Source organism: Salipiger mucosus DSM 16094 (genome assembly GCF_000442255.1).
Lineage (GTDB): Bacteria > Pseudomonadota > Alphaproteobacteria > Rhodobacterales > Rhodobacteraceae > Salipiger > Salipiger mucosus.
Genome location: NZ_KE557273.1, coordinates 841,261 through 866,550 on the forward strand (window position 1 = coordinate 841,261; position 25,290 = coordinate 866,550).

General features: G+C 64.9%; 22 protein-coding genes and 2 pseudogenes. 11 read left to right on the forward strand and 13 right to left on the reverse strand.

Translation table 11 applies throughout. The features are described from left to right. Window positions 1-77: 77 nt before the first annotated feature. Both SALMUC_RS04165 and SALMUC_RS04170 read left to right on the forward strand, forming a co-directional pair. A complete protein-coding gene (locus tag SALMUC_RS04165; protein ID WP_020039884.1) occupies window positions 78-656 on the forward strand; it encodes a TRAP transporter small permease in 579 nt (192 codons plus the stop codon). Window positions 657-667: 11 nt separating this feature from the next. Further along, the gene (locus tag SALMUC_RS04170) at window positions 668-1,948 is read left to right on the forward strand and encodes a TRAP transporter large permease (RefSeq protein WP_020039885.1); all 1,281 of its coding nucleotides are present in this window, start codon (window positions 668-670) and stop codon (window positions 1,946-1,948) included. A 439-nt stretch (window positions 1,949-2,387) separates the two neighbouring features. On the opposite strand, the gene SALMUC_RS04175 is transcribed toward SALMUC_RS04170, so the two are convergent. Beyond that, the gene (locus tag SALMUC_RS04175) at window positions 2,388-3,665 is read right to left on the reverse strand and encodes an MFS transporter (protein WP_020039886.1); all 1,278 of its coding nucleotides are present in this window, start codon (window positions 3,663-3,665) and stop codon (window positions 2,388-2,390) included. 825 nt (window positions 3,666-4,490) lie between these two features. On the opposite strand from SALMUC_RS04175, the gene SALMUC_RS27960 reads away from it, so the two are divergent. Next, on the forward strand, window positions 4,491-6,701 hold the full coding sequence (locus SALMUC_RS27960) for a calcium-binding protein (protein ID WP_156883360.1): 2,211 nt from the start codon (window positions 4,491-4,493) through the stop codon (window positions 6,699-6,701). An 824-nt stretch (window positions 6,702-7,525) separates the two neighbouring features. After that, the gene (locus tag SALMUC_RS31495) at window positions 7,526-11,086 is read left to right on the forward strand and encodes a M10 family metallopeptidase C-terminal domain-containing protein (protein WP_020039889.1); all 3,561 of its coding nucleotides are present in this window, start codon (window positions 7,526-7,528) and stop codon (window positions 11,084-11,086) included. A gap of 256 nt (window positions 11,087-11,342) precedes the next feature. On the opposite strand, the gene SALMUC_RS04195 is transcribed toward SALMUC_RS31495, so the two are convergent. The 8 genes from SALMUC_RS04195 to SALMUC_RS30940 all read right to left on the reverse strand — a co-directional run bounded on the left by SALMUC_RS04195 (window position 11,343) and on the right by SALMUC_RS30940 (window position 15,900). After that, window positions 11,343-11,753, reverse strand: a complete 411-nt coding sequence (locus SALMUC_RS04195; RefSeq protein WP_020039890.1) for a helix-turn-helix domain-containing protein — start codon at window positions 11,751-11,753, stop codon at window positions 11,343-11,345. A gap of 409 nt (window positions 11,754-12,162) precedes the next feature. Continuing rightward, the gene (locus SALMUC_RS04200) at window positions 12,163-12,480 is read right to left on the reverse strand and encodes a hypothetical protein (RefSeq protein ID WP_020039891.1); all 318 of its coding nucleotides are present in this window, start codon (window positions 12,478-12,480) and stop codon (window positions 12,163-12,165) included. A 55-nt stretch (window positions 12,481-12,535) separates the two neighbouring features. Next, complete coding sequence (locus tag SALMUC_RS04205; RefSeq protein WP_020039892.1) at window positions 12,536-12,844, reverse strand: hypothetical protein; 309 nt, start codon at window positions 12,842-12,844, stop codon at window positions 12,536-12,538. A 39-nt stretch (window positions 12,845-12,883) separates the two neighbouring features. Continuing rightward, window positions 12,884-13,234: a GlsB/YeaQ/YmgE family stress response membrane protein gene (locus SALMUC_RS04210; RefSeq protein WP_020039893.1), complete on the reverse strand. Its 351-nt coding sequence runs from the start codon at window positions 13,232-13,234 to the stop codon at window positions 12,884-12,886. A gap of 1 nt (window position 13,235) precedes the next feature. Next, window positions 13,236-13,844, reverse strand: a complete 609-nt coding sequence (locus tag SALMUC_RS04215) for a hypothetical protein (RefSeq protein WP_020039894.1) — start codon at window positions 13,842-13,844, stop codon at window positions 13,236-13,238. A gap of 128 nt (window positions 13,845-13,972) precedes the next feature. Beyond that, on the reverse strand, window positions 13,973-14,884 hold the full coding sequence (locus tag SALMUC_RS27970; protein ID WP_020039895.1) for a Hint domain-containing protein: 912 nt from the start codon (window positions 14,882-14,884) through the stop codon (window positions 13,973-13,975). 142 nt (window positions 14,885-15,026) lie between these two features. Next, entirely contained in the window at window positions 15,027-15,323 is a 297-nt protein-coding gene (locus tag SALMUC_RS27975) for a hypothetical protein (protein WP_020039896.1), read from the reverse strand. 187 nt (window positions 15,324-15,510) lie between these two features. Next, a complete protein-coding gene (locus tag SALMUC_RS30940; protein ID WP_020039897.1) occupies window positions 15,511-15,900 on the reverse strand; it encodes a hypothetical protein in 390 nt (129 codons plus the stop codon). On the opposite strand from SALMUC_RS30940, the gene SALMUC_RS04235 reads away from it, so the two are divergent. The 3 genes from SALMUC_RS04235 to SALMUC_RS04240 are packed head-to-tail and all read left to right on the forward strand — an operon-like array spanning window position 15,871 to window position 17,565. Then, entirely contained in the window at window positions 15,871-16,788 is a 918-nt protein-coding gene (locus SALMUC_RS04235) for a L,D-transpeptidase (protein WP_020039898.1), read from the forward strand. The two genes, SALMUC_RS30940 and SALMUC_RS04235, sit on opposite strands and share 30 nt — an antisense overlap. 10 nt (window positions 16,789-16,798) lie before the next feature. Next, a complete protein-coding gene (locus SALMUC_RS29465) occupies window positions 16,799-16,942 on the forward strand; it encodes a hypothetical protein (protein ID WP_020039899.1) in 144 nt (47 codons plus the stop codon). Then, window positions 16,939-17,565, forward strand: coding sequence for an SH3 domain-containing protein (locus tag SALMUC_RS04240; protein WP_020039900.1), 627 nt, complete (start codon window positions 16,939-16,941; stop codon window positions 17,563-17,565). Before SALMUC_RS29465 ends, SALMUC_RS04240 begins: the two co-directional genes overlap by 4 nt. Window positions 17,566-17,587: 22 nt before the next feature. Here the strand turns inward: SALMUC_RS04240 and SALMUC_RS27980 are convergent, their stop codons facing one another. The 3 genes and pseudogenes from SALMUC_RS27980 to SALMUC_RS04260 form a co-directional block, all read right to left on the reverse strand. After that, window positions 17,588-20,506, reverse strand: coding sequence for a calcium-binding protein (locus tag SALMUC_RS27980; RefSeq protein ID WP_021119812.1), 2,919 nt, complete (start codon window positions 20,504-20,506; stop codon window positions 17,588-17,590). Window positions 20,507-20,554: 48 nt separating this feature from the next. After that, window positions 20,555-21,016 carry a hypothetical protein gene (locus SALMUC_RS27985; protein WP_245584656.1) on the reverse strand — a complete coding sequence of 154 codons (462 nt, stop codon included), beginning with the start codon at window positions 21,014-21,016 and terminating at the stop codon, window positions 20,555-20,557. 279 nt (window positions 21,017-21,295) lie between these two features. Further along, a pseudogene (locus tag SALMUC_RS04260) lies at window positions 21,296-21,514 on the reverse strand (transposase domain-containing protein); the annotation flags it as partial. A gap of 175 nt (window positions 21,515-21,689) precedes the next feature. Here SALMUC_RS04260 and SALMUC_RS04265 point away from each other — a divergent pair. The 3 genes and pseudogenes from SALMUC_RS04265 to SALMUC_RS04275 all read left to right on the forward strand — a co-directional run. Beyond that, window positions 21,690-21,962: pseudogene (locus tag SALMUC_RS04265) on the forward strand (transposase); the annotation flags it as partial. Between the two features lie 198 nt (window positions 21,963-22,160). After that, complete coding sequence (locus SALMUC_RS04270) at window positions 22,161-22,994, forward strand: DNA-primase RepB domain-containing protein (protein WP_245584657.1); 834 nt, start codon at window positions 22,161-22,163, stop codon at window positions 22,992-22,994. After that, on the forward strand, window positions 22,991-23,977 hold the full coding sequence (locus SALMUC_RS04275; RefSeq protein ID WP_020042635.1) for an AAA family ATPase: 987 nt from the start codon (window positions 22,991-22,993) through the stop codon (window positions 23,975-23,977). The genes SALMUC_RS04270 and SALMUC_RS04275 overlap by 4 nt, the downstream gene beginning before the upstream one ends. Window positions 23,978-24,371: 394 nt before the next feature. Here SALMUC_RS04275 and SALMUC_RS04280 read toward each other — a convergent pair whose 3' ends face one another. After that, entirely contained in the window at window positions 24,372-24,602 is a 231-nt protein-coding gene (locus tag SALMUC_RS04280; protein ID WP_020042637.1) for a hypothetical protein, read from the reverse strand. Window positions 24,603-25,051: 449 nt separating this feature from the next. Between SALMUC_RS04280 and SALMUC_RS04285 the strand changes: the two genes are divergently transcribed. Further along, window positions 25,052-25,267: a hypothetical protein gene (locus SALMUC_RS04285; protein ID WP_020042638.1), complete on the forward strand. Its 216-nt coding sequence runs from the start codon at window positions 25,052-25,054 to the stop codon at window positions 25,265-25,267. Window positions 25,268-25,290: the final 23 nt, after the last annotated feature.

Sequence of the window (25,290 nt, forward strand, 5' to 3'; positions counted from 1 at the left end):
CCACGAGATCCGGACCGGCAGGGCCGCTGTCCCTGCCGGTTTCTTCTGCCAATGTCATTTCCGACCGGGGCCGTCGCATGCAAGACAGATCGCACCATCCCGACTCCGAACCGCCGGAAGAGCCTGACATCCACTTCCAGGAGGAAGAGATCGACCTGTCGGACATCCAGTGGGATGACGTGCCGGTCTTCGTGATCTTCTGGATCCTGGCCTTTGTCGTGTTCCTGCAGTTCTTCACCCGCTACGTTCTGAACGACTCGCTGGGCTGGACCGAGGAAATCGCCCGCTTCCTGCTGATCGCGGTGACCTTCACCGGGGCCGTCATGGCCGTCCGGAAGGAGTCGCACATCGCGGTCGAGTTCCTCTATCGCTGGATTCCTCGCACGGGCCGCAGGATCGCGCAGGCCGTCATCGATGCCGTCACCATCGGCTTCTTCGGCCTGCTGACCGTCCTGACCGTCCGTCTCGCCGGGCGCACGCAGCAGATGATGGTCTCGATCGACGTGCCGAAGTCCTACGTCTACTGGTTCGTGGCCCTGTGTTTCGCGGGAATGACCGTCTACGCGCTGGTCAACGGCTGGCGCCACCTGCGCACCGGAACGTCCAAGCTGATCGATCCGAAACGCCACGCCGAGGGCGTGCCCCGCATGGACTAGGAGGTCCCAACTTGGAAATCGCCCTTCTTTTCGTGGCCCTCTTCGGGCTCATCATCATCGGTGTGCCCGTCGCCATTGCCCTGGCGGGGTCCTCGGCGCTTTACGTGCTGGTCAGCGGCTCGGTGCCGTCGATCATCGTGTCGCACCGCATGATCAACGGTGTGGACAGCTTTCCGCTGCTGGCCGTGCCCTTCTTCATCCTCGCCGGGAACCTCATGAACACCGCCGGGATCACCGAGCGGATCTTCAAGTTCGCCCTCTCCATCGTCGGCTGGATGCGCGGCGGCCTGGGGCACGTGAACGTCGGGGCCTCGGTCATCTTCGCCGGCATGTCCGGAGCCGCAGTGGCCGATGCCGGCGGGCTGGGCGCCATCGAGATCAAGGCGATGAAGGACGCGAAATACGATCCCGAGTTCGCCGTCGGCATCACCGCCGCATCCTCGACCATCGGGCCGATCATTCCGCCGTCGCTGCCGATGGTGATCTACGGCGTGGTCGCCAGCGCCTCGATCGGCCAGCTTTTCGCGGCCGGCTTCATCCCGGGGCTGGTGATGGCGCTCGCGCTCATGGTGATGGTCGCGATGATGGCTCGCCGCCGCGGCTATCCGCGGGACCAGAAGTTCCGGTTCACCATGCTTTACAAGACCTTCGGCCGCGCCTTCCTGTCGCTGCTGACACCGGTCATCATCGTGGGCGGCATCCTCACAGGGGCGTTTACCCCGACCGAGGCCGCGGTGGCGGCATGCGCCTGGGCCATGTTCCTCGGCCTGATCGTCTACCGGACGCTCAACTGGCGCCGGTTCGTGCGGGTCAGCTATGACACCATCGAGACGACGGCCGTCGTGCTGCTGGTCGTGGGCGCCGCGTCGATCTTTGCCTGGATCCTGACCTCGAACCGGGTGCCCGAGACCGTCGCCAGTCTGCTGCTGACGATGTCCGAACGGCCCTGGGTGATCCTGCTGCTGGTCAACCTGATCCTGATCGTCGTCGGCTGCTTCATGGAGACCGTGGCCGCGATCACGATCATGGTTCCGGTGCTTCTGCCCGTGGCCACGACCATCGGCGTCGATCCGGTGCACTTCGGCGTCATCATGGTGCTGAACCTCATGCTCGGACTGCTGACGCCCCCCGTGGGGATGGTGCTCTACGTGCTGGCCCGGATCGCCAAGATCCCCTTCGAGCGGGCGGTCGTCGGGACCGCGCCGTTCCTCGTGCCGCTGGTGCTGGTGCTGCTGCTCATCACCTACGTCCCGGCGATCACGCTCTGGCTGCCGACGCTGATCTACCGGTAAGCGCGCGGGCGGTCGCAGAAATCCGCTGGGCAGGTCATCGCGCGCAGCGTCCATGCGCGCGATGACGCGAGCGCCGAGGGAAGCCGGATGAAGATCAAAACGCTCATCGGCCATGTGCTACGATGCTACATGCCCCGGGAAGATGCTGCGCCCCGAGGGTCCCGGCAGCCTTGTTGCGCGGTTCCAGGCCCAGGCTGCCGCGATCAGGGGCATGGCCGTTGCCGCGAGGGGATCAGTTGGGTCAGCGGCCTCCTGGCCCGCGGCAGGGACGGTTCACGACGAAGGCTTTCCGGCCCCCGCTGGGCGCGCTGAAGTCCGGCACGGTCCAGTCGAGACCGGCCTGCGGCAGAAGGCTCTCGCCGAACCCTGTTGCCTTCCGGAACACTTTGCCGAACACGGCTTTCACCGGCAGGCACGGGAGGAGCAGCACACTCGAGCGTCAGGACTGGCCGTCGTTGTATGCCTCGGTCTCGCGCTCGGCTTCCGCCTGTTCCGCCGCCCAGGCACCGGCCGCCTGCACGGCGACGGGCGAGGCGGACGGTACGACGCCGAGATAGCTCTCGGTCTCGTCGGAGGGCATCACCGGGCGCTGCGTCATGCGGTAGAGCGCGTAGAGGGCGATGGCGGCAAAGGTCGCGCCAAGGGCCAGCCAGAAGGCGAAGGGATCGAAGGCATTCATCGTCCAGCCGGTCACCAGCGGTCCCAGGATGGCGCCGATGCCGAAGGTCAGGACGAGGCCTCCCGAGGCCGCCGGCATGTCCTCGGCGTCGAGCGCGTCATTGGTGTAGGCAAGGAAGAGCGCATAGAGCGGGGTCGTCACCCCGCCGGCGAAGAAGGCTGCCCCCATCAGCGGCCAGAGGTCGTCGCCGCTGACCCAGCCCAACCCGCAGCAGACCGCGCCCAGCAGCGAGGCGCCGAAGATCAGCTTGCGCCGGTCCATGCGGTCCGAAAGCCAGCCGATCGGGTATTGCAGCACCAGCGCCCCGGCGAAGAGCATCGCCACGAAGAGCGAAATCTGCGCGGCGCTCATGTCGATCTGCGACCCGAAGACCGCGCCCATGCCGGACTGCGTCGCGTAGACGCCGCCCAGCAGGAAGATCCCGACCGTGCCCAGCGGCGATCCTCGGAACAGCGTCAGCAACGGCATGGGCCGCGTGACGGCCGCTGCGGGCACAGGCGAAACCGACAGCAGGATCGGCGCGAAGGAAACCGAGACCAGGATCGAGGCGCCGATGAAAAGCGCCGAGGTCGCCGCGTCGCCGAGGTTCAGCAGCCCCTGCGCGCCGATGATGCCCAGCGTCTGCGCGATCATGTAGGCCGCCAGCACCTTGCCGCGTGTCTCGTTGGTGGAGGCGTCGTTCAGCCAGCTCTCGGCGGTGACGTAGATTCCCGACATGCAGAAGCCGATGAGCAGACGCAGGAGGGTCCAGGCCCAGGGCTCTGTCACCAGCGGAAAGGCAACAAGCCCCGCCGACATGAAGCTGCCCAACGCGGCGAAGACCCGGACGTGCCCGACCCGCCGGATCAGCACCGGGCTCAGCCGGGCGCCCGACAGGAAGCCTGCGAAGTAGCCCGAGGTGACGATGGCCAGTTCCGTTGCGGAAAAACCCTCGATCCCGCCGCGCAGACCGATCAGCGTGAAATGCATGCCGTTGCCCAGCATGATCAGCACGATGCCGAGAAGGAGGGCCCAGACGCCCGACAAGACCTGGATCATGAAGATACCTCGCGCTACAGTCGGCTGCTCCGTCGTGATCCACCAGCGCATTCTCGACGGCTGTCTGTCAATGCGATGACGCGGTCGGACTTGCCGTCACGCGAAGGCAGCCGTCCTTGCCGGCTTGCGGCTCGTTTCGGGGGCGCGGAAGGGGCGGAAATGCCAGCTCAGCCGCCTGGCGGCCGCTTAAGAGTTTTCGAACATGGCGACGTTGATCAGGCGGGCGGTAGGGCCTTCGGTCATGTCGACTCTCGTCTCTGCTGCTTGTCGGACATTGATACGAGGCGCGGGATGTATTCATGTCCGGGCACGGAACAGGAAGCCCTGGGTGAGGGCAGGGCGGCCATGGAGGTGATGCCGGGGCCCCGCTCTTGGCAGACGCGGAACCTTGTAATGCTGCGGCTTGAGGTCTTCGGTTTCACCTGGTCCAGCGCTTGCCATGCGCCTGTGGGTTGCTGAAAGCCCGAGCGCCGGCTGAAGGCGCTGGCGCTCGGCCTCGTCTCCGACGTCACCTCGATTGCTTCGGAAGGTCGACATGAACACGGGCTGGCGTATGCTCAAGGTCTTAGCCCATCCGAGGTTAAGATCTCAGCGCTCGGATAGTCCGGGGTTCCTTTTTGCGTCGCTCGTTTCGGGTCAGGCAGAATTTTTGGTAAAGGAAATTATATGCCCCTTACTCCTCAGAATTGGCTGGATAAATTCAGGATCAATTCGACTGACGCAGGTCCTGGCGGAGATACGCAGGACGACCCGGTAACGATCCAGCTTTCGAATGGCAACATCGTGGTGTTCTGGCACGACGATTCGGATGCAGGAGCGGGCGAGGTGCCTAGCATCGACATCATCGGCCAGATATTGAACCCCATCGGTAACCCCGTCGGTGAGGAATTCCTGGCCGCGCAGAGGACCGCCGGAAACGATTCGGGGCACTTCGATGCCGCCGCGCTCGAGGATGGCCGGTTCGTGGTGGTCTTCGAGGACGATCCAGGTACGCCCACCGGAATCGTCCTGCGCTCGACCGAGTGGCAGACCGATGATAATGGCGTCACGGTGCAGACGACCAGCCTTCTTGCCGGCCCCCCGGGCGGGGGAGCTTCCGTGCGCCTGCCGTCTGTCGCGGCACAGGACGACGGCAGCTACATGGCAGCCTACCTCGACACCCAGGACATGACGGTTCAGGTCGTGCCCGTCGCGGCCGATGGCACCGCGGGTGCCGCTCGGGCCGCGCTCGACAATCTCCGCTACACATTTGTCCCCACCGATATCGCGGCGCTGGCCGACGGCGGATACGTCGTCACCTACGACTCCGACGATTTTTTTGAAGATGGCAGCCTGGCCGAAGACGTTTCGATCGTTTTCAGGATGCTGGACGGCAATGGGGCCTTTGTCTCCGATCAGAAAATCGTGGACGTTACCGGCTATGATGGCGAGGACAATTCCGGGCCCACGGTGACCGGATTGGCCTGGGGCGGTTTCGTCGTCGCCTGGACCGACCCCATGGATTCACCGTATAATCCCTACTCTTACGTCAAGCTGCAGGTTTTTTCTGAGGCGGGATACTCGATCGGTATTCCAAGAGTCGTCGCGAGATTCTCCGGGTTATTCTCTGTCGATTACGATCCCGAGATTTTTGCGCTGGCCGACAGCAGCTTCGTTGTCGCCTACAACTCTTTCCAGGATGGCGTGATCGCCATGCAACGTTTTACCCGAAACGGCTCACTTATGGGAGAAGAGGTGATCGCCTTCCATGGTCAGGAGACTCATGTCTCGGGCGTGGGGCTGGCCGACGGGCGCTTCTTCCTGGGCTTCGCCGGAAGCCGAAACGTCTACGGACAGGTCTTCGATCCGCGCGACGCGCCCAGCACGCGGGGCATCTACGGACCCGATCAATGGGTGATTGGCACCCCCGGCGATGACACCATTGTCTCGCGGATCGGGGTCGAGTTCACCTATGGCTGGGCCGGAGATGACGAGATCATCGCCGCCACAACGCCCGGCCTCTACCACGGCGATGCGGGTGATGACACGATCCGGGTCGTGTCAGACCTCGACGGCGATGTCTATGACGGTGGCGCGGGCATAGATACCATCGACTGGTCCGCGGCCATGGTCGAGGGAGGGATCTTCGATCTTCAGGCGGGGACCGCCGGAGACGGCCTCGAGGTCGAGGTCATGAGCGGTTTCGAGAACCTTCTCGGCACCGGAGCGGCAGACACCATTCTCGGAACACGGGGTCCGAACCGGCTCGAGGGGCGTGGCGGGGCAGACCGACTGGAGGGCGGAAGAGGGCGCGACAGGCTCGAGGGAGGAACCCACGATGACACGCTCAAGGGCGACAGGGGTGACGATTTCATCGATGGCGGAAGCGGCTACGACACGGCGGTTTTCTCCGGCAGTTACGCAGGTCATGCAATCGACCTCGAAGCGGGATTTGCGACGGGATACTTGGGCAACGATACGCTCGCAAACGTCGAGCATGTCTTCGGCAGTTCGGGACCGGACGAGATCACCGGCACCGAGACGCACGGCAACCGGCTGGAGGGCTCGAACGGGAACGACACGATCTACGGCCTCGACGGGCGCGACACGATCCTGGGCGGCAACAGCGACGACCGGCTCTACGGCGGCGACGACGTGGACCGTCTCTACGGCGGGGCGCAGGACGACTTCCTCGACGGCGGCGGCGCGACCGACTTCCTCGAGGGCGGCGCGGGGGCGGACACCTTCGTGCTGCGCTCGATCGACGACACCGGGGTGGGCCGCTACAAGCGCGACGAGATCCGCGACTTCGACGCCGCCGAGGGCGACGTGATCAACGTCTTCCTGGTGGATGCGGATGCCACGACGGCGGGCAACCAGGCCTTCACCTACGCGGGCACCTCGTTCACCGGCACGGCGGGCGAGCTGATCCTCAACGACTACGTGCTCTCGGGCGTGGACGTGACCATCGCCTCGATGGACGTGGACGGCGACGCGGTGATCGACGGCCAGCTCTACATCGTCGGCGGCGCGGTGATCGGCGACTTCGTGCTCTGACGCCGGTCTTTTTCGTGAGAGAGCGTTCCATCGCGCGGCGCCGCGGTCAGTGCCTATCGGAAGGCAGTCCTCTGCGGCCGCCGCGAGGGCACGCCTGACAATGCCTTCAGTCGTAGTAAGTGTCAGTGCCGCGGGCATGGAGTCGATTTTCGACTGCAAGCCCTTGATTCTCACTCAAGATATGGCAGGGTGCCTGTATTGTGCGAGGTTCACTGGGTAATATCAGTGTCACTGTTTTGCGGTGGACGAATGGCGGCGGGACGTTTCTCGCTCGCCTGTATCGGATCAATTTATCCGTCGCATGTGCCGGGGTCGCTCCTGGCCTGTCCGCCTTGAAGTCGAGGCAACATCTGGCGTTGCAAGGCGACAGATCTGCCAGGGCTGTCTACCGGAGCATTCTGCTCTCTTTCGCGGCCATGCTTTCGATGGCATCGGCCCTGGCCAGTGTCGCGGCCTGCACCGTGGCCGGCGGGTCTGGGCCGGTGACATCTGTCGCGGGCGAGGCCGGCGCCACGCATCGGCCGGTGTCGGCAGCGGGCCTCGATGGTGCCGCGGTCATTCAGCCTGCCGGCGACGCCTTTCCAAGGGGTTCGTCAAAGGATCCCGGGACCGGGGCGAATACGGCCCGCGACGGAAACATAGCGATCCGCGAGGAATTCGACGCGGCGCTGGAGGCGGGCACGGCGGACGCCCTCGAATTGTTCATCCGGCGCCACCCGGATCATCCTCTCGCGGCCGAGGCGCGTCGACGCCTTACCGCTGTCCGACAGGGCACAGGAGCGACCGAATACTAGACCTCTTTGAATTTCCGAAGGAGATTATCCATGCTCGATCTGAAACTTGACCATTTCAAAAATGTTTTCGCAGAGGACGACGGCCCCTCGTGGCAGAGGGTCACGCCATTCCGGTCCGGCGCGACATTCGAGGGCGGCGGACCCGTGACCTCGACCGGCGGCCGCCTCGAGTTCCCCGGTTTCACCCGGTCGGACGGGTTGTTCGAAACCGACAGCGGCGACGGCAACCCGACGATGAGCGTGTCCGCCACGGGCAACCAGTATATCGACGGGCTCCTGACATCGGACGCCTGGGCCGATGCGACGATCCAGTATTCCTTCCCGACGGCGACGGGTGTCTACAGTTACGGCGCGGGCACCTACATGACGGGGTTCAACGCCCTCACCGCCCAGCAGGAGACCGCGGCCGATTTCGCACTGGCCCTCGGCGGACCGAGCGGCACCGACGGCTTTTCGGTCGAAGGCATCACGAACCTTGGCGTGGTGTTCGATGCCAGCCCGGATTCCACCTCCGGCATCAAGGAGGAAATCCGCCTCGCGAATACGACCTGGTCCGGAGTCGGCACCGCCGAAGTCGCGGATTTTCCCGGCAACTACATATCCACGACCCTGGACGACAACGGCGACGTCTGGTTCGGGACGTATGCGAGCAACATCTACCGGACGCCCACCGCAGGCAATTTTGCATGGCACACGCATATCCACGAGATCGGCCATGCGCTCGGCCTGAAGCACGGGCATGAAAACAGCGTCTACGGCCCGCTGCCGGCGGACCGGGACTCGATGGAATACACTGTCATGACCTACCGGTCCTACATCAACGATCCACTGTCCGGGGGGTATTCGAACGAGACCTGGGGCTATGCCCAGACCTGGATGATGCTGGACATCCAGGCTCTGCAAGAGATCTACGGCGCCGACTACACGACGAATTCCGGCAACACGGTCTACAGCTGGGACCCGGGCAGCGGAAATACCGTCGTGAACGGCGATGTCGCGATCGCGCCGGGGGGCAACCGCATCTTTGCAACCATTTGGGACGGCGGGGGCACCGACACCTACGACCTCAGCGCCTATTCGAACGATCTCGAGCTCGATCTGCGTCCCGGGGAGCATTCGCTATTCAGTTCGACGCAGCAGGCCAACCTCGGCGATGGCAACTTCGCGCGCGGCAACATCTTCAATGCGCTGCTCCACGACGGCAACACCGCCTCGCTGATCGAAAACGCCATCGGCGGGTCGGGCGATGACGTGATCGTCGGCAACCAGGCCGCGAATGCCCTGACCGGTGGTGCCGGCGACGACTCGATGTCCGGGCGCGAGGGCGACGACGACTTCATCTATGACGATGCCTCCGCGGTCGGCAACGACACCATTTCAGGCGGCACCGGCACGAACGACGAGATCGTGATCCAGGGGGCCGGCACCTTCGACCTGAGCTCGACACTGGTCCAGATCAGCGGGATCGAGCGGATCCGCTTCGATCAGGCGGGGGCCGGATCGACGCTGCGGATCAGTGCGCAGGAGGTCGACCAGTCCTCCGAACTCGACGACGTGCTGATCGACGGCTGGAACAACACCGGCACCGGCGCGGAACGGGTCGAAGTCGTTGCCGGACCCTACACGGTCATCGATCTCTCGGCCTGGACCTTCACTGGCTGGAACCCAGAACACGGCGACCGCGTCGCGATCCTCGGTGACGGGTCCAATGAAGCCATCACCGGCACGAGCGAGGCCGACGAGATCATCTCCGGAGCGGGCGTGGACACGCTCGACGGCGGCGCCGGCGACGACAGCATCGACAGCGGCCAGGGCTTCGACAGTGTCATCGGCGGACTCGGCAACGACACGATCTTCAACGCCACCAGTGATGGCTTCGACAGTATCGACGGCGGCGGCGGTCTCGGTGACCTTCTGGACATCGAGGATAGCTACATCGCCACAATCACCTATGATCTCGTGGCCGGGACCTGGGGCACGACGGGCGGTGCGACGCGCACGATCGCGAACGTCGAGAACATCGACGGCGGCGGCGGCGCGGAAAGCATCATCGGTGACGGCGCCGACAACACCTTCTGGGGCCGGGGTGGCGACGATACCATTGACGGCGGTTCCGGCGACGACACGATCGACGGCGGCGACGGCGGTGACGTGATCCGGGGCGGCTGGGGCATCGACTCGATCACTGGCGGGCTCGGCAACGACAATCTGCGCGGCGGTAGCACCTTCGACGACACGTTGCTGGGCCAGGACGGCAACGACACGCTCGAGGCGGTCGGCGGCGGGCTCATCGACGGCGGGGTCGACGACGACCTCTTCGTGGTGCTGAATGGCAATCTCATCGGCGATACCGACACCTCCGACGGTGACCTCTTCGACGGCGGCAGCGGCATCGACACGTTCGACATGAGCGCGGAAGGCTCCAACGGCTTCACCGTCGATCTCGGCGCCGGGACGATCGACCGTGGCACCGTTGGCTCCAACACCGTCGGCATCGCCGGGTTCGAGCACCTGATCGGGTCGAACCAGGCCGACGACTTCGACGCCGGCGGCGGTTTGAACGTCACGCTCGAGGGCAATGACGGCAACGACACGCTGACCGGCGGGCTCAACGACCAGACGATCGCGGGCGGCGACGGCGACGACCTCATCGACGGCGGCTTCGCGGCCGGCTCGTTCGTGGGCGACAACCTCTCCGGCGGCAACGGCGACGACACCATCACCGGCGCGAGCGCCAACGACACCATCAGCGGCAACGCCGACGACGACAGCCTCTACGGCAACGCCGGCAACGACACGCTTCTGGGCGGCGGTGGCAACGACCGCATGGAGGGCGGCGACGACAACGACGTGCTCTTCGGCAGCAGCAACAGCGACTCGCTGCACGGCGGTCTGGGCGACGACACCCTCGACGGCGGCGGCGGCTACGACACTGCGGTTTACGCCGGGATCTATGCTCCGGTGACGGTCAACCTCGAGTCTGGCATCGCCTCGGGCGGGGCGGGCAGTGACGTTCTGTCGAACATCGAGCATGTTTTCGGCTCGGCCTCGAACGACACGATCTACGGCACCAACACCCACGGCAACCGGCTCGAGGGATCGGCCGGCAACGACACGATCTACGGTCTCGACGGGCGCGACACGATCCTGGGCGGCAACAGCGACGACCGGCTCTACGGCGGCGACGACGTCGACAAGCTGCTGGGCGGGGCGCAGGACGACTTCCTCGACGGCGGCGGCGCGACCGACTTCCTGACCGGGGGCACCGGCGCGGACACCTTCGTGCTGCGCTCGATCGATGACACCGGGGTGGGCCGCTGGAACCGCGACCAGATCCGCGATTTCGACGCCACCGAGGGCGACGAGATCAGCCTCTACCTCGTGGATGCGGACGCAACGACTGGTGGCAACCAGGCCTTCACCTACGCCGGCACCTCGTTCACCGGCACGGCGGGCGAGCTGATCCTGAACGACTACGTGCTGTCCGGCGTGGACGTGACCATCGCCTCGATGGACGTGGATGGCGACGCGGTGATCGACGGGCAGCTCTACATCGTCGGCGGCGCGGTGATCGGCGACTTCGTGCTCTGATCCGCGCACCCTTCGCGGAACAGCGGGACCGGCCCCCCGGGGCCGGTCCTGTTCGTCGGAGGGCGTCAAACCGCGTGGCGTAGCTGTCAGTCCGAGGAGGCTCTCAGGAACGCGCGCTGAGTGCGGCTATGGTGCTGGGTGCGGCGTAGCCCCCAAAAGCCACGACCGCACTCAGGAGCGCTTCTTGGCGCTCTGACGGGCATGCGGGCGCCCCGGGGGCACCCGCAACGATCTTCCGCGGCGACCGATCCACCAATCAGACCATGCGCTCGACCTTGCCGTCCCAGACATGGACGAGAACGCCGAACATGTCTCCCTGGCTGCGCCGCTCGGCTAGGCAGAGTTGCTTGAACCGCTCGACGACCGGGGAGGGCGCCCGGATGTTGAACTGCACCTCTTCCTGCACCGTCGGCACCGAGCCGGTCAGCACGGCCCAGATCTCCGGCATGTAGTCGGTCATCGCCGTTCGCGTGAGCACCAGCGGGTCGATGCCCGTGGCCCTGGAAAAGGGCGGGATCCGCTCCACGGGCATACGCATCTCGCCATGCTTGAGCATGGAGACCACGTTGGGCCTTTCGAAGCCGGTCTCTTCGGCGATCTCACGCTGGGTCTTCCCGCAGGCGTCGATGGTGTCGGCGATCAGGCGGGTGGTGGGGCTGTCGGTCATGTCGGACCTCGTCTCTCTGTTGCTTGCGGGACAGTGATACGAGGCGCGGGATGCGTCCGTGTCTGGGCGCGGAGCAGGAAGTCCTAGGTGGGGGCAGGGTGGCCATGGAGGCCATGCCGGGTCGCTGACCATCTTGGGTGCGGAACGTTGGAGATAAGGTGTCGCACGAATGGGGCGGCAGAAGCTATTTGACGCGGTGTCGATTTGGGCTGCCATACGAACTTGGTCAAATGCCCAAAGGTTGAACTGTCTGTCGAGCTTGCCAAATCTTTGCGCTTCGACGAGCCTATTCGCGGCGCGCTTGGCTCCGCCCAAGTCTCAAACGGCTTTCGCCCAGCCATGACGAGGCAAGAAACACGGCTGGGCGAATGACCCTCCTGCGTCGCGGGAGGGAAACGGTTTCCTATGCTCAGCAGTCCTCTGCGGGCAGCATCGTGACGTCGGAATACCGTCCGTCCGAGGTGGTGATGCGGGCGCAGGCGCCGGTCGAGCGGTTGAACCACCAGCTCGTCAGGCCCTGGCTGCGGATGTTCTCGTATCCCAGCGCTTGCAGCCCGCCCTCGGCCTGCCCGGCGCGGGCGCCCTCGAAGGAGCTCACGTCGTATTCGCTGCCCGCGGCGGGGCGGCCCTGCTCCGGCGCGGTGGTGTTGCCCGAGCCGGTGTCTTCGACACAGCCTGCGAGGGTGGCGAGGCCGAAGCTGGCGGCGAGGAGGGTATGCAGTTTCATGTAATATTCCAGTCTCTTGGTCTGTGGTGTCGTTGTCTGGCGGCAGTGACCGCCCTCAGTTCGCGAATTCGCTGAACACGGTGACGCTGCCGTCGGGCTCGAGGCGGCAGGTGTAGTTCGCGCCGTTTGCCGACAGCGTGAGGATCGGTCCGCCGCCGGTGCGGATGCGGTCGAGGATCGCGACCGCGCCCTGCGGACTGCCGGTCATGCGCGAGGCCTGGGCGCGGCAGGGAGTTTCCATGGCGGCGAATTGCGGGTCTGTCCCCGAGAGCCCGTCGTCGCGCGGGGGCTCGGTGGTCTCGACGCAACCGGCGAGTGCGAGCAGTGCGGCGCCTGCCAGGGCGTGCGGCGTGTGGCGTGGCATGGTGGTGTTCCTTTCATTGGGGGCCGGGACGTCCGGCGCTCAGGCGGCCTTGCGGATCATGCGCACGATCAGGATGAGCGCGATGGCGCCCACGAGCGCGGCGATGAAGCTGCCGAGCGCGCCTCCGAAGGAGATGCCCAGAAGCGGCAGCACGTAGCCCGCCAGGATCGAGCCGCCGATGCCGAAGAGCACGTCTCCCCAGAAGCCCGAGCCGCTGCCGGTGACGATGAGGCTTGCCAGCCAGCCGACCACCGCGCCGATCACGATGGTCAGCAGCAGCCCGATCACGCCACCGAGGACCGCGCCGGCGACTTCGCCGCCGCCTGCTTCCTGTGCGAGAACCGGTGTCGCGGCGAGCACCGCGAGACCGGCGAATGAGAGATGTCGCATGTCAGTTCAGCCCCATGTAGACGGCGAATTTCGCGTCGCCCGTGCCGCGGTTGATGACCTCGACGACGTGGTCCCCGGCCAGGAAGGTGTTGACCGTGAGCGCCTGCGATGCGGGCGTCTGGGGCGCGAGACGCGAGCCGTCGGGATGAAAGACCTGGTATTCGATCGCGGGATCGGTGTTCACGAACTCCACGTCGAGCGTCTGGCCCGCCCCGGCGCCCAGCACGTAGCGCGCGGAACTGCCGGGCGTGAGCGTGCCCGTGACCTGCTGGCCCGAGGTGCCGGTCGCGAAACGGATGACCTCGGTCGTGGTCGTGGGCTCTGCCGATGCGCTTGAGCCGCCCGAGGCCTGGCCCGACATCGTGACCTCGGCCCAGCTGCCATCGTTCGAGACGAGGCATCGCCAGGACGTGCCGCTGGCGTCCTCGAGCATCACCAGCGAATTGGCCTCGGAGAATTCGGTGCTCAGCACCGTGCCGCCCTGCGCACCCTGTTCACTACGCAGCGTGTCGATGCAACGATCGATGGAGTCCTGCCCCACGTCGGCGGCCTGCACCGCGCCGGCCGCCAGCACCGCCCATGCCACCGTGGCGCCTGTTCTGATCTTCATGGTCCCACCCTCTCAAGGTCCCAAGGTACTTCCGGCCCGCCGGACGGGCGGACCGGGCTGCCAGACGGGCCGGCGCTCCCGAGCCGGCGTCGTCGCCCGGATGCATTGGCACCCGGGCTGCCGTCGTCTCAGCCGGCGGCGCGACCCCGCGCTGCGGGCTGCGCCGCCGCGACGAGCTGCGCCCGGATCGCCGGCGGCACGAGGCGCGCCGAGGAGACGCGCGGGAGCGGCATCTCGGCGATGGTGCGTTCCTCGCCGTAAAGCTCGAGATACGCACCGTAGTTGTCGAAGGCCCGCCGCTGGACGTAGTCCACGTAGGTCTCGGCCGCCGCGCCGTTGGCGAGGATCACGTCGTGATCCTCGGTCTCGACATGGTAATAGGTCACCCGTTCGGGCAGGCTGCCCATCGGCTCCCAGGCGACGGTGGTGCCGTTGACCAGCGCGCCCGCGTTGATGGCAAGACCGTCAAGGATCAGTGCGTGGTCCGCCGTCAGCACGAGGTCACTGTGCGGCAGGCCTTTGCCGAGGGCACCAGCCGCGACGCGGACAGGGACGAACCGCTCGGCTGGGGTGAAGAGCTTGTGCACGGTCTGGCGCCCGAGCCATTTGACCGGAACGGTGCGACCGCTGGCGGTGGTCACGAGGTCGCCGACCTCAAGCGTCTCGACCGCGCGTTCGCCCTCTGGCGTTGCAATGAGCGTGCCGGCGGCGAAACAGATCGTGCTGTTCTCGTCGACGAAGGCCGGCCAGGCATCTCCGCCGCTCAAGGGCGTATCCGTCAGCCAGAGGTCCTCGAAATTGCCGCTGGTAAAGTTCACCGCGATTATCCCGCCGGCACCGTCGCTTCCCACGTATACGAACGTGTCCGTTGAACCCGTGATCGTGAACGAATCCCCGGCGCTCAAGGTATCGGGATCGGTATCCCCGACTGGGCCATCCGCGATCTTGGTGATGATGATTGGTCCTCCAAGGACGAGATCCACGGCGGATTCGTTTCCGTCCGTATCGATGCCCGCGTTCGCGTAAACGCCTGTTGCCATGGTTCGTATTCCTGCGTTTTCAAATGTCAGATCTATTTTGTTGAGTTGCTTCCTGCCGAGGGATTGTCCTCGCCCGAAACAGGCGTTGTGTGTTCAAGGGTCCGGGAAAGTTGATCCGTGAAAATCGTTTTCCCGATCGCTGTCACTGGATCGAGATGTCCATATGAAACCCGGAGGTCTTCCCGGTGTCGGCATCGTTGCCCATCTGGTCGACACGGATGGCGTAGTGCCCGTTCGAGGGCAGGTCCACGGTGATGCTGTTGCCGTCCATCGGCCCCACGTAAATGGCCTCGCCCGAGGAGCCGGACGGCAGGATGTTGAAATAGACGGTGCCGTTGCGGTTGGACTCGTCGACGGTCAGTTCGACGAAAATCTCCTGGCCCGCCTTCGCGCCTGTGTCCGTGTCGATGAACCGCCTGCGCGGCGTTACCTTCTTCATTCATCGGCTGCATTCTGGCAATGAAATCAACTTTACCAAACGTCAGCACGAAAGGCGCCGGATCAGAACGGCAAAAATATGCGTTTCATCGAGAATCTTGCTTTGCGCGCGGTTTGTCTGACGCAATGCGGACGTCATGGGCCGTGGAGCAGCCGGACTGGGGCTTCTACGGATTGCGTCTGTCGTCTCAGACCATCACGGGCTGCATAGCGTCGATCCGGGTGCCCCGTATCAACTCTTTGGTGTGTTCGGGCTTGTCGCGACTGACGTAGTCGACAAGTTCCAGCGTCACTTCGTCGTTGTCCGGAAAGCGCACGAAAGAGGTGATCATCCCGAAGATCCAGACGACCCGGCCCTCCACGAAGATGGGCTCATAGACGGTCATGTTGCCGGCCCCGCGGATGTTCGCCACGAACCGGAAGAAGAGCGCATTGCCGTCGAGCAGGCCCGAGGCGCGGACGTGATCGCCCAGGGCCAGGCGCGCCATCCCGAGCCGCCGCAGATACTGGTCCAGCGTCATGTGGGCGAACTGGCGCTGGAGCATGTTGTGGCGCTTGTCCAGGAAGGCATCCGCCATGGCCGAGGAATCCCGGGTCACGAGCTCGCGCCGGGGGAGTTCACCTGGCATCCCGAGCGGCAGCCCTACGGGCCGGTGGCCGTCGTGGTCTCGCTGGACGAACAGAGGGTGCACGTCTACCGCAACGGCGTGCGCATCGCGGTCTCGACCTGTTCGACCGGCAAGCAGGGCCATACAACTCCGACTGGCGTCTTCGTCGTGTTGCAGAAGGACCGCGACCACCGGTCCTCCACCTACAACAATGCGCCGATGCCGAACATGAACCGGCTGACCTGGGACGGCATCGCGCTGCACGCGGGCAACCTGCCGGGCTACCCGGCCTCGCACGGCTGCGTGCGCCTGCCGCTCGACTTCTCCGCGCGGCTCTTCGACGTCACGCACCTCGGCACCCCGGTCATCATCGCGGACAGCCACACGGCGCCGTCTTCGGTCGTGCATCCCGGCATGATCCTGTCGGGCTACGCCGGGGATGAGTTCGAGCACGTGCTCGCAACGCTCGAGCCGAAGAAGCATCCCGCGGACTGGGCGCTTGACGAGGCGCACCCGGTGACCTCGATGATCGCCTCCTCGACCGACGAGCGCATCGTGATCGTCGAGAACGACCGGGAGGTCGCACAGGGGCCGTTGGTCTGGGATGGGGCGCCGCTGGGCTCGCATGTCTACGTCCTGCGCGGTGCGCACGAGGAAGGGCAGGGCATGCACTGGGAGGCGCTGACCTATGGTGCCGACGGCAGCGACGGGATGCATGACCTGCGCCGGGTCAAGTCGGACGATGCCTTCGGCCAGACGATGCGCAACTACGTCCATCCGGGCATGCTCTTCGTCTTCACCGACCTGCCGCTGCATCCCGACAGCCGGTCGGGCCGCGACTTCGTCATCATGTCGTGAGGGGAATGCCATGACCGAGACCCGCAATAAGATGGCCCTCCGAGCCGTGATTTGCGCGCTTCTGCCACTGGCCCTGTTGGCCTGCGTCGCCAAGGATCCCGGCGGCGAGGGCAACGTGCTGGCCGACGTCGCCGTGGCGGAGGCCGAAGGATGATCCGGCGGTGGCTGCTGGCGGCTGGCCTGGTGGCGGCTGCGGGGCAGGGCAGTGCGCAGGAGGCCGAGGGACCGCGCGGCCTGTCGCGCGACCTTGGCACGGCGGACCGCGTGGCGGTGAGCGGCCTTTCGGGGCGGCTCAACATCCGCGAGGCGCCGGCGCTGGACGGCGCGATCGTCGACCGCGCGCGCGTCGGCACGCTCTTTGGCAACGCGGGCTGCGAGACGCGCGGCGCCCGCGATTGGTGCGAACTTTTGTTCCTCGATGACAGCGGCCGGCGCGGCTGGGCCGCGGCCGACTACCTCGCGCCCGCCACCGTGCGGACCCGCGCCGAAGCCGGCGAGTTCGACCGCATCGGCAAGCTGGATTGCATGCCGGCGGGCGAGGCCGACTGGACGCGATGCGATTTCGGCCTGGCGCAAGGGGGCGACGGGACGGCCGCGGTCGTGGTCTACCTTTCCGCCGAGACCGAACCGTTGCTGCTCTGGGATGGGGCATCGCTTTGGCTCGCCGAAGAGAGCGGCGACAGTCGGCTCGACGCGGTGGCCGAGGCCGAGGGCCTTGCGGTCTCGGTCGGGGGAGCTGAGATCGCGCTTCCATTGTCGGTTCTGACCGGGTCCTGAACGCGCCGGCCGCGACGCCGGGTCAGCCGAAGCTGAAGTTGCGCGGGTCGTTCACCTCGGCGGCGGTCAGGTCGCCGGCCAGGAACAGGCGCCCGTGAGCGGCGAAGCGCAGTTCCACGCCGTCCTGTCGTTGCACGATGCTGACGTCTCCGAGCCCGTCGATCCCTGTCAGCGAGACGCGGATGCGGTCCTGACGCGGCTCGAAGTCGGTGATCGTGTCGCCCTGCGCGAGATGCCCCTCGTTGATTACGAAGATGTCGCCGCCCGCCCAACCTGTGACAGTGTCCGCGCCTTCGCCGCCGATCAGGCGGTCGCGCCCGATCTGGCCGTTGAGCACGTCGTCGCCCTCGCGCCCGCGCACCACGTCGTCGCCGTCGCTACCGAGCACGGTGTCGTCGCCGCGATCCCCGGACATGTAGTCGTCGCCGGCGTTGCCCTTGATGTAGTCGTCGCCCGACCAGCCGTAGATGCTGTCGCTGCCGTCGCCGCCATAGGCGGAATCGTCGCCCGCGAGTGCGTCGATCCGGTCGTCGCCGCCCCCGGCGCGGATGACGTCGACCCGGTCGGTGCCCCGCAGCGGGTCGTCGGCGTCTGTGCCTGGCGGGGTTTCGTCGGGCGGTGTGGCCGTGCCGCCCTCGATCTCGAAGGTGATTTCCATGACCTCGAAGGGATGCAACTCGAGCGAGACGGTCGCGCTGTCGAACGCGACATCGGTCAGTCGCGCGCGCACGTCGTTCTCGTTGTAGTAGTAGCGCTGGCCTTTCACGAAGACCGAGTCCGCGGTCTGGTAGCCTTCGCCGGGCACGAAATGCACCCCGTCCGAGCTGTCGCCCGAGAGGTCGATGCCGACCTTCACGCCGCTGGCCGCGGTGAACTCGGGCACGAGGCGCGAGAAGTCGATGTCGAGGTCTACCACCTCGAGCGAGCGCGAGGCGACATAGACGACCGTCCTGTCGTTGCCCTCGTAGGCGTTGATCTCAACGGCAGGCTCGTCGGTGTTGAACTCCAACTCCAGCAGTTCCAGCCCCACGAGGCTCGAGGACATCAGGTCGAAGGTCGCGCCGTTGATCGTGTTGAGGATGCGGTCCTGTCCGTCGACGACAGGTGGCTCCTGCTGTCGGCCCGAGAGGTCGTTGTCGGTGTTGTGCTTGACCGGCCAGACGTGGGCCGTGTCGGTGCCCAGCTCGACCATGTTCTCGACCTGTTCGAGCATGACCGAAGCGGCGCGCATGCCGCCCTCGGTCACGTTGGTGGTGCGCACGTTCCACTCGGTGATCCAGACCTCGAGATCCTTGTCGAAGCGTTCGGTCCAGGTCGAGAGGTCGCGGTCGATGAAGCCCAGCTCGCCGCTGCTGTCGTCGAATTCCACCTCGGGGCGGGCGTAGTAGTAGTGCTCCACGACCCCGTCGATGACATCGCGCGCCTCGTCTCCGAGCTGGGCGATGATCTGCTGGTTCGAGCTGTCGACCCGCTGGGCGAAGGGGCGGTCGTCGACCGAGACGTGGAACTCGGACCCTGCAAAGGGCGAGCCCATCTGCACCACAACGCTGGGCTGGTCGCCCGCGGGGATCCCCGCCGCGTCGAGTCCGGCCCCAATGGCCCGCGCGGCGATATCGGCCTTGGTGCCGTATTCGGTCTCACCGATCTCCCAGTATTCGTTGCCGATCTCGAAGGCCTCGATCACGTCCCCGTAGTCGCGCATCGCGCGTTCGACGAAGGCCGCGATGTCGTCGGCATAGGCGCGGTATTCGGGGATGGTGAAGGCCTTGGTCGGGATCACCAGCGTGACCTGGATCGCGTCGCCCGTGCGACCGTCGCCGTCCGGGTCACGGGCATAGTCCAGCATCTCGACCAGCTCGTCGCGCAGTTCCATCTCGCCGTCCGCCCCGCGCTCCATCCGGACGATGTCGAGATATCCGTCGCCGTCTTCCTCCTCGAGCCCGCTGTCCGCCTGGCCGGCCGGGTAGCGCAGGTGCCGGATGTCCAACTCGTCCACGGCGAGTTGGTAGTTCTCGCTGGGGGCCCCTTGGTCGGTGTTGACGCTGAAGACCGCGTTCCCGCCGAAGAGGCCCGAGGTGACCTCTAGGCCGGTCGCGGTGGCCGAGCGCACCGCGAGGTCCGCGGAAATGCGCTCGGCGCCCTCGAGGGCGCCTCGGCCTTCCAGCACGATCTCGGTGTTCTCCGTTGTGTCGGCCTCGGCCTCTTCGGACTGCGTCGCGGGCGCGGGCGCGGGCGCGGGCGCCGCGAAGGGAGCCGATTGTGCCGGTTGCAGGTTGCCGATCCAATCTCCCGGGTCGGCAAGCGCGTCGGCGCTCGCGCCCTCGAGGATCGCAATCACCTCGCCGCCGAAGACCAGCACCGCGCCGGTGCCGTCCTCCGAGGCGACGATCTCGAGGTCCGTGGTGACCGCCTCCGCCGGAAGCGGCTCGCCGGCCGCGTCGAGCAGCGTGAGCGTCTCGCCAGTGCCATCGTGATCGACGATGGTGACAGGCGGGGCGCCCGCGCCGTCGAGCAGCACGATCTCGAAGGTGTCGTCCCCGACCGACCCGGCCACGATGTCCCCGGCATCGGCGCGCAGCGTGTCGTCGCCGCCGCCGCCCACCAGTGTGTCGCCGCGTGCATCCTCGGCGATCTCGTCATCCGTGCCGATCACGAGGTCGTCGCCTTCCTGGGCGTCGAGGTAGTCGTCGCCGCCCATGCCGTCGAGCGCGTCCGCCCCGGCGCCGGCGAAGATCTCGTCGTCGCCAGGCGTGCCTTCGAGCGAGTCATCGCCATCGTAATAGCCCGAGTCGCCGGGATTGAAGTTGCCGATCCAGATCGTCTGGTAGAACAGTTCGTCCGCAGTGTGCCCTTCGATCACGGCAACGACCTGGCTTCCGAAGTAGACGCCAGCACCCCTTCCGTCCGGAAGATCGCCGATACCCGACGAGGTAGGTGCCATCGAAGAAGGCCGATTTGGGGATCAGGTTACCCTCTTCGTCGAGGAAGTTCACCCGGTCGAAGGGGGCGTCGGGCGTCGGGCGGGAGAAGTCGAGATATGGATAACGACGGGCTCCGCCTCCGGACCGCCAAGCTGCACGTTGAATACATCCGCGCCGTCGCCGCCGGTCAATTCGTCTCCGTCAAAGCCCAGCAGCCAGTCATCGCCCGTGCCGCCGGCCAGCGTGTCCGGGTCCGCTTCGCCGTCGAGCGTGTCGTCGCCCGCGCCGCCTTCGAGCAGATCCTGTCCGCCGCCGCCAAGCAGCAGATCGTCCGCATCGCCGCCCGTGAGCGTGTCATCCCCCTCAGCGCCTTGCAGCGGATCGGCGCCCTCGGGGGCGGTTCCCGGGGACTCGATTTCGAGATCCATCGGCGGGCTGGCATCGCTCGCCTCGTCGTCGTCAGTGCCCCGTGTGATGTCGTAAAACGCCAAGCCCAAGAGAGCCGGCATCAAAATGGCAAACAGCAGCATCTCGGAATTCCCCTTGGAAATCAGTCCGCCGGACCTCGCAACGAATTCCGAGACCATACAGCAAGACACAATTTGGCCAGATTTCTTTTGGCTGAACAGTCTGTTTCGCCCCCTGGGGCAATGAAGAAGCCGCCCGGGCACGCGAGAACGCTGCGCGAACGGTCGCACTATGTCGTGTCGCTGATCCGCCTTGACTTGTTGAAGATGTCCTCGGGGGAGGCGGCAATTTGGCCCCCTCAGAACGAGCGATCGTAAGCGTTGGCTGCGCCCCACGCGCGTTCAGCTTGACGGCGGGAAGTTCCACGGCAGGAGATCGTCGATCCGACCTTGCGGATAGCCAGCGGCGATGGCCTCAAGGGTGGCCTTGAGATAGGCGAATGGTTCGACGCCGTTGATCTTTGCGGTTTCGATCAGTGACGCGATGCGGCCCCAGGCCCTGCCGCCCTCGTCGTGACCGGCGAACAACGCATTTTTTCTGTTCAGAGCGATAGGGCGGATCAGCGACACGACATAGTGCGACCGTTCGCGCAGCGTTCTCGCGTGCCCGGGCGGCTTCTTCATTGCCCCAGGGGGCGAAACAGACTGTTCAGCCAAAAGAAATCTGGCCAAATTGCCGCCTCCCCCGAGGACATCTTCAACAAGTCAAGGCGGATCAGGTTTTCGACGCCGTTGNGCTGCGCGCGAGGCCCATTTCTCCGGCCCGGACAAGTTCTGGGGCGTCATGCGGAAGGCGCCGAAGGGCGCTGCGCTGGACCCCATCGACGAGCACATCAATCGGATTATCGCGATGGTGCGGGCGCGGGTGGAGCATCCATTCCGCGTGCTCAAGCGCCAATTCGGGTATCTGAAGACCCGCTACCGTGGCCTCGCGAAGAACCGCGCGCAGCTCTTCACGCTGTTCGCCCTCGGCAACCTCTTTCTCGTGCGACGGAGGTTGATGGCGTGAGGCGGAGTCTGTCCTCAGACGCGGTATTGGGCGCTCGAGATCCACAGATCAGGTGCAACAAGCCCGGTCCGCAGCGCATCTGCCGCTTTCAAAACGCGAGGGCCCGGTAATCGGCGCAGCCGAAGCGGTAGATCAGACGTTCCTAAAGAACAAGACGAGTTTCTGTTCGCGATCTGGGGACCACAGGTACAGGACAGCGTGAAAACCTTTGCCTCGCTTTGCTTTCGCAAAAAGGGCTCGTCCAGAATGGTTCAAGAGTTCGTGCAACTGGACGACGACATGTGCGTTGTAGATGTCTTGCGGTCTTACAGTCGGCACGAATGGGACCAATACTTCAGCCCGAATGTCTACACCCGGAAAAACCGAAAACTCAGCAGCGTGTTCCACACATGTTGGTTCGGCTGGTGCGACGTGGACGAAGCCGATCCTTTTGCGTTCAACCCCGAACCATCGATCGTGTGGCAAACATCACCGGGTCGCACGCAGGCCTTATGGGTTTGGGGAGATCCCCACACGCCTGAAACGGCGTCTGCTTACTCGAAAGCTCTCGCGTATAGGTATGGTGGCGACAAGGGAGGCAGCGCAGCGAACAAGCTCTTGCGCATACCAGGTTCCTATAATCACAAGCCGGGATATGGAAAACCTTTCATTCCTCTCCTGAAGTTCGATTTCTCGGAGGTATCAGAACGACCGAAACTCCTGCCCAGACAAAGAGGCGAATACAAAGCCAATTTTTTCGGTCGGGACTTGGACCCCCATGCACATTCCAAAATGGAGGTTTGGAAAAAGTATCGGCGCAAGCTGGACGCTTCCACTAGCTCTCTGATCAGGCACAACACTGTCCGCGCCCCAGATAGATCAAACCGGATTTTCGCAATGGTGGCAGGGCTGCATGAAGCCGGTGCCACACTTGACGAAATCGCAAGTGTGATCTGGGCCAGCCCGTATTTTCGCGACAAGCACGGCGACAACTTGAGTCGTCTTGTTCGCGAGATTCACTCGATCATCGGTAAAGTGGAGGACGCTAGATGAGTCCGAAAAAGAAAGAGCTCTTTGTCGATCTGGTCACCATCGATCCGAAGGAGGTCGAATGGCTCTGGGAACCGTTCATCCCGTTCAGTATGATAACGATCATGGAGGGCGACCCCGGCGTGGGCAAATCCTTCCTCGCCATGCAGCTTGCCGCGCAAATCAGCATCGGTGGGGAATTGCCCGAAGGGCAGAAGCTGGATCGCGGTCGCGTGCTCTACCTGAGCGCCGAGGATGACGCGGCCTACACGATCAGGCCGCGCATCGATGCGATGGGGGGCGATCCGTCGCGCATCCGCGTGCAGGGCGATTTCCTGTCGCTCGACGAGAAGGGGCTGAATGCCCTCATGCGCGAGGTGAGGCGCAAGCCACCGGACCTGCTGATCCTCGACCCCTTGTTCGCATACGTGCCGAGTGGGCAGGACATGTATAAGCCGAACGTGATCCGGCAGCTTCTGTCCTTCCTCAAGGACATTGCCGAGACCGGCGAGACGGCCGTGCTGATCGTCCGTCACCTGACCAAAGCCAAGCATGACAAGGCCATCTATAGGGGAGGTGGATCGATGGACGTGATCGGCGCGGCACGGTCGGCGTTTCTGGTGTGCGAACATCCGAACGACAGTTCGACCAAGCTTGTCGTCCATATCAAGCACAACATCGCGAAGCGGGGTCAGACCCAGAGCTACGAGATTTACGCCGATGATGGGGGCATGGCGACGCTGAACTGGCTGGGGCCGTCAGACATCACCATCGATGACCTGATTTCGTCCGAGGGTGGCAAGCCGCAGATGTCGGCGCTCGACGAGGCGATGCAGTTCCTGCGCGTGTTCCTCAAGAACGGGCCAGAGCCAACGACCAAGGTCGAGAAGGAAGCTGCCGCGCGCGACATATCCGAGAAGACGCTGGAACGCGCCCGGCGATCCTTGGGCGTGGTGTCGAAGAAGAAGGGAAAAAGCTGGGTGCTGTCGCTACCAGACGAAGAATGACCACAGGTAGGATATGAAGTGCGCCAAGAACGCCAACAGCGCCATCGTGTTTGTTGGCGCACTTCAACCCCTCAACATCGCCACGAACATGCATGACGGCCTTGGCGTTCTTGACGGTCTTGAAATCGGCTAGGGGCCGAAAACCTCGGTGGTATGCATGACCCCTTGTTCGTCCACAGGGCGCGCGCCGATAAAAAAACGCCTCCCCCCATCCCCCTGTGGTCGCCCTGTGACAGCGCCGCGCGGATCACCCCGGACCGACCCGTTGACTATCTATCAGTCTGTCGGATGCGAGCCGGAGCCAAATTGCCGAGTCTTATCATGCGGTCCGCATTCGCGGTGGGTTTCGGTATCGAGCGCCGGGTGCCACTCGGGTGGCAAACTGCTCGGGCGGTCATTCTTGCACCCACCCCTTGCGATGGTAGTGGCGCAGCACGATGGCGCGATTGAACAGGGGCAACCCGATCCACAGGCCGTTGGCCGTGATCAGCGACAAGATCGCCCACAGGAACATGCCCTTGAACAGGTAGTAGAACGGGCCGAACAGCAGGCACCAGAGCCGGTGCCAGTTTCCCAGGATGGTTTTCGTCTGGCCGTTGAAGGCCCATGTCGCGCGTATCGTCATTGCCTATTTCCTCGCTGGCTGGTTGCAATGCCAGCGCAATAAGATCGGGGACCATCGCCCGTCAGGGAATTCCCGAACTGTCGGGTGCGACCACAGGGGGTAGCCATGTCCGTGCAGATGCCGGGATGATCGCCATGAGCGCGGCGCACAGCGCGCCAGCCGGGATTGCGACGGGATCACCATGCCCGAGGCACGCCCCGGCGCTGCTGGCTCAATACAACGCCGCCGCGCGCGCGTTTCGCTCTCGATCCTCGGGGTTAGTTGCAGGCACCGTCAGTTTCGCCCCGGAGCGCGGCACAGATCGGCAACCCATCGATCTTGGTGGTCGAGCGCGTCGCCAAGGCCCTCGGCGTGGACGTCTCGGAAATCTTCAAGCCGAACTAGGGTTATCCCTGACACGCTCTGGCCTTGCGTCTTATCGATCTTCATCAGTAACTTAGGAGATCGACATGACCGATATCGTGACGCTCAAGGCCATCTGCGACGAACTCAAGATCGACCCGCGCGAGGCCCGCGAACGCCTGCGCGCCGCCGCCAGTGACGCCAAGACCAACCCCGAACTGGCGAAGGCGAGGAAGCCGCGCACCCCGTGGCAGTGGGTTAAGGGGTCAGTCGCCGAGAAGGAGGCACGAAAAGTGCTTTCGTCCCCAACTGAGACCTCTTAATCCAGCATTCGAGAGCCCTCAGC

Excerpts from the sequence above, each read along its gene's own strand:
- SALMUC_RS04165 (WP_020039884.1), top strand. The coding sequence starts at position 78 with ATGCAAGACAGATCGCACCATCCCGACTCCGAACCGCCGGAAGAGCCT.
- SALMUC_RS04175 (WP_020039886.1), bottom strand. The coding sequence starts at position 3,665 with ATGATCCAGGTCTTGTCGGGCGTCTGGGCCCTCCTTCTCGGCATCGTG.
- SALMUC_RS31495 (WP_020039889.1), top strand. The coding sequence starts at position 7,526 with ATGCTCGATCTGAAACTTGACCATTTCAAAAATGTTTTCGCAGAGGAC.
- SALMUC_RS04195 (WP_020039890.1), bottom strand. The coding sequence starts at position 11,753 with ATGACCGACAGCCCCACCACCCGCCTGATCGCCGACACCATCGACGCC.
- SALMUC_RS04200 (WP_020039891.1), bottom strand. The coding sequence starts at position 12,480 with ATGAAACTGCATACCCTCCTCGCCGCCAGCTTCGGCCTCGCCACCCTC.
- SALMUC_RS04205 (WP_020039892.1), bottom strand. The coding sequence starts at position 12,844 with ATGCCACGCCACACGCCGCACGCCCTGGCAGGCGCCGCACTGCTCGCA.
- SALMUC_RS04210 (WP_020039893.1), bottom strand. The coding sequence starts at position 13,234 with ATGCGACATCTCTCATTCGCCGGTCTCGCGGTGCTCGCCGCGACACCG.
- SALMUC_RS04215 (WP_020039894.1), bottom strand. The coding sequence starts at position 13,844 with ATGAAGATCAGAACAGGCGCCACGGTGGCATGGGCGGTGCTGGCGGCC.
- SALMUC_RS27970 (WP_020039895.1), bottom strand. The coding sequence starts at position 14,884 with ATGGCAACAGGCGTTTACGCGAACGCGGGCATCGATACGGACGGAAAC.
- SALMUC_RS27975 (WP_020039896.1), bottom strand. The coding sequence starts at position 15,323 with ATGAAGAAGGTAACGCCGCGCAGGCGGTTCATCGACACGGACACAGGC.
- SALMUC_RS30940 (WP_020039897.1), bottom strand. The coding sequence starts at position 15,900 with ATGGCGGATGCCTTCCTGGACAAGCGCCACAACATGCTCCAGCGCCAG.
- SALMUC_RS29465 (WP_020039899.1), top strand. The coding sequence starts at position 16,799 with ATGACCGAGACCCGCAATAAGATGGCCCTCCGAGCCGTGATTTGCGCG.
- SALMUC_RS04240 (WP_020039900.1), top strand. The coding sequence starts at position 16,939 with ATGATCCGGCGGTGGCTGCTGGCGGCTGGCCTGGTGGCGGCTGCGGGG.
- SALMUC_RS27980 (WP_021119812.1), bottom strand. The coding sequence starts at position 20,506 with ATGGCACCTACCTCGTCGGGTATCGGCGATCTTCCGGACGGAAGGGGT.
- SALMUC_RS27985 (WP_245584656.1), bottom strand. The coding sequence starts at position 21,016 with ATGCTGCTGTTTGCCATTTTGATGCCGGCTCTCTTGGGCTTGGCGTTT.
- SALMUC_RS04275 (WP_020042635.1), top strand. The coding sequence starts at position 22,991 with ATGAGTCCGAAAAAGAAAGAGCTCTTTGTCGATCTGGTCACCATCGAT.
- SALMUC_RS04280 (WP_020042637.1), bottom strand. The coding sequence starts at position 24,602 with ATGACGATACGCGCGACATGGGCCTTCAACGGCCAGACGAAAACCATC.
- SALMUC_RS04285 (WP_020042638.1), top strand. The coding sequence starts at position 25,052 with ATGACCGATATCGTGACGCTCAAGGCCATCTGCGACGAACTCAAGATC.